The following is an 8361-nucleotide window of genomic DNA, read 5'->3' as shown; positions in this document are numbered from 1 at the left end:
CATAACTGAGCGTCTGCGTTTCATACTCTAACGCAGTCGCGTCCGGGGTTTTCTCTACCTGCTGTTCAAACAATTGGTGAACACACCACGGGTCAGGGTACGCCGTTTCCGTCGCATTCCAGGTTTCTAGCAGCAGTTTCCGTTCCACTTCCGGCAAGATATTCAGTGCCTGCACCGGTGTATCAAGGGCTTGTTCAAGCGCCTCTACCAAACTTTCCAGCGCTTGTTGCATGTAACCGCACAGGTTTTCCGGATCAAACGGTTGTACCACCTGAGCGGTCAGTCCCAGCGATTCACCAAAATCCTCCACCGACAGCACAAACGGATAGTTGGTCCGCTCCTGACCACTCAGGAATTCAATACCGCTTATCAACTCATCTGACGTTGCCAGCAAGGCATTATGCCGATAGTTCAACAGGCTGCTAAAGAGTGGGATATCCCCCCGCACCCCACTGCAACGCTGGGCCAGCGCCAGTGAAGCATGCTCATGCGTCAATAATCCGGCCAGCCGGGTATGGGCGGCCTGTACGCTGTCTCGTACCGGAGTCTCATTGATATCCAGCCGCAACGGTAGGGTATTGATAAACAACCCCATGCCATTGTCGGCACCTTCGCCTGCCGCCATCCGCCCAAACAACACCGTGCCGAACACCACTTTTTCCTGCCCGCTGGTACGCGACAATACCTGCGCCCAAGCCAGATGGCACAGTGCCGCCAGACTGACGCCCAAACGCCGAGCCTGACTACGCAAACGGTCATTCAATCCGACGGGCAGCATCCGGTAAGATTCCGTCACCTGTGAACCATCACTATGCACCTCCGTCAAACCAAACGGCAGGGTTGGTTCATCCACCTCCGCTAACATGTCAGTAAAGAAACGGGTGTGTTCTTCCTGACTGACCCCCAACCGGGCCTGAGCGACCAGATTGCGGAAAGGTGTCGGCACCGGCAAGTTGCCCTCCCGTCCAGCAAGATATGCCTGAACCTCGTTGTTCATCACATCCATCGTGGTGTGGTCGCCAATCAGGTGATGTTGCAACTCCAGTAAGAACCAGCGGCCATCGGTCTCCTGCGCCACCACAAAACTCAGCAACGGTGCCTGACCCAAATCAAGACGATAATGAAGAGGATTAAAACGTTCAGCCAGTTGATCACAAACTGGCCCATCAGACGGGTCCAGCGTCAATTCAGTCACCGACAAAGGTGCCTGACGCCAGACTACCTGAGCCGGCACAGACAACTCTTGCCAGATAAAGGCGGTCCGCAGGATGTCATGACGATCAACCACCTGTTGCACCGCCGTCAAATAGCGGTCCAGCAGAGTCCGGTCAGCAAAGACCATCTGGTTGGCTAACAAATACGGATCACCTTCGCTTGCCAGTAAATGGTGGAACAAAATCCCGTCCTGCAACGGTGACAACGCATAGATATCCTGAATATTGGTCATCCCACCCGGCACCTGCCCGACGATACGGTCAATCTCTGGCTGAGTCAGATCTATCAGCGGCAACATTTCCGGTGTCAATACGGTGGTTGTTGGCGTAATAACATTAGCAGGCACGATCACAGCCCGATACTGCCCCAACGTTTGGGCCAAGTCTGACAACACCGGCGACTGGAACAGATCACGCACCGCCAGTGTCAATCCCAGATGACGCAGGCGTTCAATCATGCGTACCGCCAGCAATGAATGGCCGCCCAGTGCAAAGAAGCTGTCATACCGACTGACCTGTTCAATCCCCAGTAATTCACGCCAAATCGACGCCAGGGCCATTTCTGTTTCTCCCTGCGGCGCGGCGTAAACCTGACGGGCAACCGCTTCACCATCCGGAGCAGGTAGCGCACGACGATCCAACTTACCATTCGCAGTCAATGGCAATGCATCCAGACGTACAAAAGCACTTGGCACCATATAATCAGGTAGCAGGGCACTTAGGTATTCACTCAAACTATTAACCAGCCCCTCATGCGCTTCCGCCACCACATAGGCAACCAGCTGTTTATCCTGCCCCTCACCCAGTGCCAATACAACAACCTCACACACCGCCGGGTGCTCTGCCAGACGCGTCTCAATTTCTCCCAGTTCAATCCGGAAACCACGGATTTTAACCTGCTGGTCGTTGCGGCCCAGGAATTCCAGATTACCGTCCGGCAGATAGCGAGCCAAATCCCCGGTCCGGTACATGCGAGCATCTGGGTTATCACTGAACGGATCAGTAAGGAAACGTTCAGCGGTTAACTCAGGGCGATTAAGATAACCTTGGGCTACCCCATCTCCACCAATATAAATCTCGCCGGTTACTCCCAGCGGCACCGGTTGACCATCAGCAGCCAGCAGATAAACCTGCGTGTTGGCTACCGGTCGGCCAATTGGGACGTTGGTTGCTCCCTGCGCTAATGCATTAATACGGTATGTCGTAGTAAAGGTAGTACCTTCACTCGGCCCATAGCCATTTAATAACTGTTGTGGCGGATTTTTGCTCAGCACCTGACCAATGACATAAGGGTCAAGGGCATCACCCCCGACAATCAAGATTTTAATCTGCGGAAGAACCGGAGATAACTCTGCCGCCAACCAGTTAAACAACCCGACAGTCAGCCACATAACTGTGACGCGGTGAGCCTGTAAAGCCTGTACAAACTCCTGTGGTGTCAATAACGTGGTGCGGTCGATAACCACCAGCGTTCCACCGTTGAGCAAGGGTGCCCAAACTTCAAACGTGCTGGCATCGAAAGCCGGATTAGCGGCGAAGGCAACCCGGTCATCCTGCCCGACTTCAGCATAGCCATTATTGATGACCAGCCTGACCACCGCACGATGAGGTACGACCACACCTTTTGGCATGCCAGTCGAGCCTGATGTGTACATGATATACGCTGATCCGGTACTGTAACGCGCCAGATCAAGGTTGATACGATCTTCCTCTCTGCCCGTATTTTCCTCATCAGAAAGACGCAGCAACGGAACTGAGAGACCAGCCGGGATATCAGTTTGCACATCAGTAATCAATAACTTGGCTGAACAATCATTTATCAACCAATTTCGCCGTTCTTCCGGCACACGGGTATCTATCGGCACGTAAACGGCACCAACCTTAAGGATAGCCAATTGGGCTACCACCAGTTCAACCGACCGCTCCAATAGGATCACGATGTACTCATCAGGACAAACCCCTTGTTCGATCAACTGACGAGCCAACCGGTTAGCACGCATATTCAGTTCCACGTAGCTTAAGGTCTTATCTCCTGCTATCAGTGCCGTCGCCTCTGGAGTTTTCGCTGCCTGCTGTTCAAACAACTGATGAATGCATAACTGCTCAGGATACGTGGTTTCCGTCGCGTTCAACGTTTTTAGCAACAACCTCCGCTCCGCTTCAGGCAGGATATTCAACGCCCGTACCGGAGTCTCCGGGGACTGGTCAAGCGCCTCAACCAGACTCTCCAGCGCCTGCTGCATATAGCCACATAACCGGGCCGGATCAAACGGTTGTATTACCTGAGCGGTCAGTCCCAACGATTCGCCAAAATCTTCCACCGACAGCACAAATGGATAGTTAGTCCGCTCCTGTCCACCCAGAAATTCAATACCGCTTATCAGGTCATCTGGCGTTTCCACCAGAGTATTATGCCGATAGTTCAACAGACTATTAAAGAGTGGGATATCCCCCCGCACCCCGCTGCACCGCTGGGCCAGCGCCAATGAAGCATGTTCATGCGCCAATAATCCAGCCAATCGGGTATGGGCGGCCTGCACGCTATCCCGTACCGGGGTCTCATCGATATCCAGCCGCAACGGCAACGTATTGATAAACAATCCCATGCCATTCTCGGCACCTTCACCTGCCTGCATACGCCCAAACAACACCGTGCCAAACACGACATTCTTCTGACCACTGGTACGCGACAATACCTGCGCCCAGGCTAGATGACACAACGCTGCCAGACTGACACCCAAACGCCGGGCCTGACTACGCAGACGGTCATTCAACCCAGCGGTCAGCATCCGGTGAGATTCCATCACCTGCGAACCATCACGATGCACTTCCATCAAACCAAACGGCAGGGTCGGTTCATCCACCTCTGCTAACATGTCAGTAAAGAAGCGAGTGTGTTCTTCCTGACTGACACCTAACCGCGCCTGAGCCACCAAATTACGGAACGGTACCGGTGTCGGTAGGTTGTCTTCCTGAGCCGTCAGATACGCCTGCACTTCACGGTGCATCACTTCCATCGTTTCATGGTCACCGATCAAGTGATGATGCAATTCCAATAAGAACCAGCGACCATCAGTTTCTTGGGCAATGACAAAACGCAACAACGGGGCCTGACTCAGGTCAAGACGATACTGACGTGGGTCAAAACGCCGGGTTAACTGGTCACTGACCGAACCGTCAGCTGGGTTTAGTGTCAATTCAGTCACTGACAATGGGGCCTGACGGCAGACCACCTGCGCCGGAACTGATAACCCCTGCCAAATAAAGGCGGTGCGCAAAATATCGTGCCGATCAATTGTCCGTTGAACCGCCGCTAAATAATGGTCCAACATCGCCCTGTCAGCAAAAATCATCTGGCCGATTAACAGATACGGATCACCTTCATCCTCTAGCAGATGGTGGAACAGGATACCGTCCTGCAACGGCGACAGCGCATAGATATCCTGAATATTGGCTATTCCGCCCGGTACTTGGTCAATAATGCGATCAATCTCAGGCTGAGTCAGGTCAATCAACGGCAGCAGATCCGGTGTCAGCACTGTAGTATCCGGTGTAATACGGTTAGCAGGCACCTGGATTTCATTATGCTGAACCAGAGACTGGGCCAGAATACAGAGTGTTGGATGCTGGAATAGCGTTTGTACCGATACACCCAAACCGACACGCCGTAATCGTTCAATCATGCGCACAGCAAGCAGTGAATGACCGCCCAGCGCAAAGAAGCTGTCATGTCGGCTGACCTGCTCAACGTCCAGCAGTTCACACCAGACAGCTGCCAGCATTGTTTCTACCTTTCCTTGCGGGGCCTCATAGACCTGACGGGCAAACGCCTCCTCCCCTGGCGCAGGCAACGCCCGGCGATCCAACTTGCCGTTAGAGGTTTGCGGGAAGGCATCCAAGCGCACAAAAGCTACTGGGACCATATAATCAGGTAAAACAGCACTCAGATGTTCACGCAAACGGGCTGCCAACCCTTCATGGACTTCCGCGATTACATAGGCGACCAACCGTTTATTCTGCCCATCATCCAGCGTCAGCACTGCCGCCTCTTGCACTGCTGGGTGTTCCATCAGCCGGATTTCAATTTCACCCAGCTCAACCCGGAAACCACGGATTTTAACCTGCTCGTCGTTACGGCCTAGGAATTCTAGATTACCGTCTGGCAGATAGCGGGCCAAATCCCCAGTACGATACATCCGCGCATCAGATACCGGATTAAAGGGGTCTGGTATAAAACGTTCTACGCTCAATTCTGGCCGGTTCAAATAACCCCGTGCCACCCCGACACCACCAATATACATTTCACCCACACAGCCTAATGGTACTGGCTGACCGTATCTGTCCAGCAGGTAGACACAAGTATTTTTAAGTGGCCGACCAATAGAACAATCATCGGCAGGGGATACTATCTCCTTACAGGTCGCTGTCACGGTATTTTCCGTCGGGCCGTACGCGTTCAATAACCGGGGTCGGTGGATTTCCCGCGCAAACCAATCCTGAACAGCTCTCTTTTTAACCGCCTCACCCCCAATGATGATCAGCCAGAGACAATCCGGCAGCGGTAATCCATCGTCTCTGGCAATCAATTCAGACCAAAATGACACCGGCAGAGACATCACCGTGATCCGGTTTTGCCCGGCTAAGGCAATAAATTCCTGAACAGAAGTCAGCCAGCTGTCATCACGCATCACCAGCGTGGCGCCGTTGCATAATGTCGAGAAGCATTCTTCTACTGAAACATCAAAAGCAAAAGAAGCAAATTGCAATAACCGGTCTTTCGCCGTGATCGCATAGCTTTCATTAAAACCCAAATGACGCTGATATACCGCCTGATGTTCCACCATCACCCCTTTAGGCTGCCCGGTAGAGCCAGAAGTATAGATGACATACGCCAAATGCTGTGGTGTCAATGCCGTCACCAATGGATTATTATCCGGCTGGTCTGGCAGGGTATTCGGGTCAAGTACCGTCAGCCCAGCTAACGATTCGTTACCTAGTGCTGCCTGCCCAGTCACATCCGCTAATACCACTGACGGCGTGGTGTCATTCAGGATATATGTCAAACGTTCCATTGGATAAGTTGAATCCAAAGGCACATAAGCGCCACCCGCTTTCAACACTGCCAACAGCGCTACCACCATGGCCGGAGACCGTGATACGCAAATCGCCACCCGCTGGTCCGGCTCTACGCCCAAGGCAATCAGCTGATGAGCCAACCGGTTAGCACGGGCATTTAACTGCGCATAGCTAAGGGTTTGCTCTTGATACTCCAGTGCCGTCGCCTCTGGAGTTTTCTCCACCTGTTGCTCAAATAACTGATGAAGACATAACGCATCAGGATACTCGCTTTCCGCCACGTTCCCGGTTTCCAGTAATAACCTGCGCTCTGCCGGGGGCAGAATATTGATTTCCCCAATCCGCTGTTCGGCATGAGCAACCATGGCTTGCAGTACCATGTGCAGATATCCCACCTGCCGCTCTATGGTCGGTTGATCAAACAGGGCGGTGGCATAACTCAGCACACCAGCAATCCCGCCCTCCTCTTCTGACAAGCTAAGATCAAGATCAAACTGGACGTCACCAAGAGCTTGATCGACTGCTGACACAGCCAGCCCCGGTAGCTGCCATTCCGCGTTCTCATTGTTCTGCCAGGCAAACATCACCTGGAACAACGGCGTATGCGCCAGTCGGCGCGGCGGTTGCACAATTTCCACCACCTGATCAAACGGTAGATCCTGATGTTCCTGCGCCGCTAAGGCGGTTTGCCGTACACGTGCCAGCAACTCGGTTATCGTCAACTCGCCCGACAAATCCATGCGCAACGCCAGCGTATTCACAAAGAACCCGATCAACGGTTCCACTTCCTGACGACTGCGACCAGCACTCGGCGTGCCTATCACCACATCCTCTTGACCTGACAGGCGCGACAGGACTATTGCCCAGGCGGACAGCAGCGTCATGAATAACGTGACACCGTGTTGCTCACTCAGACGTTTCAACGCGGTCGTTAACGCCGCATCCAAGTTAACCGGCACGACATTGCCGGCAAACGACTGCTCAGGCGGACGGGGTCGGTCAGTGGGTAGATCCAGCAGAACCGGCGCGTCAGCCAGCATAGTACTCCAATAGTCGGATTGAATCCGGGTACGTTCAGCCGACAGCCACTGGCGCTGCCAAGCGGCATAATCCGGGTATTGAATCGCCAGCGGTGGCAATGGGTCCGGTTGCCCGGCCAGAAATGCCGTATAGAGCGCATTCAATTCACGTATCAGCACACTGACAGACCAGCCATCGGAAACAATGTGATGCTGGGTGAGCAAGAACTGGTATTCATCATCGGCAAGCCGGATAAGACGGGCACGGATGAGCGGACCATGGTCAAGATCAAATGAAGTATGGGCTTCCTCGTCGTTCAAACGCTCAAGCACCATGTCGGCATCCGGGAGTCCACGCAGATCATGTTGAGATAAAGGCAAGCCGCTATCCGCTTCCAATAGCCGTACTTGCGGTTGACCATCAACCGAGACAAAGACAGAACGTAACGCCTCATGACGAACAAACAAAGCATCCAGCGCCTGCTGCCAGGCCACAATATTCAGTTGACCACCCAAGCGCAGGGCCATCGGGATATGATAAGTCTCACTGACGCCATCCAACTGAGCCAGGAACCACAGACGCTGTTGAGCAAATGACAGCGGCAGCACTTCCTCACGGGATATCGGCAGGATGGCCGGCAATATAGCGCCCTGTTGACTAGACCGAGCCTGCATGACCTCAGCAAAAGCCATCAAAGTAGGAGACGAAAACAGGGTAGTCAACGGCAGTTCGACACCCAGCGCGGCTACCCGGTTCATCACCCGCATTGCCAGTAACGAATGGCCGCCTAGGGCAAAGAAATTATCGTGCCGACTAATCTGGTCAATCCCCAGCAACTCACACCAAATCGTCGCCAGTGTGGTTTCTGTCTCCCCCTGCGGTGTCTCATAGCTCTGACGGGCAAAAGCTTCATTGTCCGGTGCCGGCAACGCCCGGCGATCCAGCTTACCATTCGGGGTTTGCGGGAAGGTATCCAGCTGCACAAACGCGACCGGCACCATATAATCCGGTAAAATCGCACTCAGGTATTCACGTAAATCAACAGCCAATC

General features: G+C 53.5%; 1 protein-coding gene. It reads right to left on the bottom strand.

The window, feature by feature from the left end; all coding sequences use genetic code 11:
- Positions 1 to 8361: amino acid adenylation domain-containing protein (locus EAE89_RS22005; protein WP_214086579.1), on the bottom strand; the 8361-nt coding region annotated here is incomplete at both ends.

Source organism: Photorhabdus heterorhabditis (genome assembly GCF_018448905.1).
Lineage (GTDB): Bacteria > Pseudomonadota > Gammaproteobacteria > Enterobacterales > Enterobacteriaceae > Photorhabdus > Photorhabdus heterorhabditis.
This window is presented reverse-complemented; position numbering and strand designations above follow the sequence as displayed.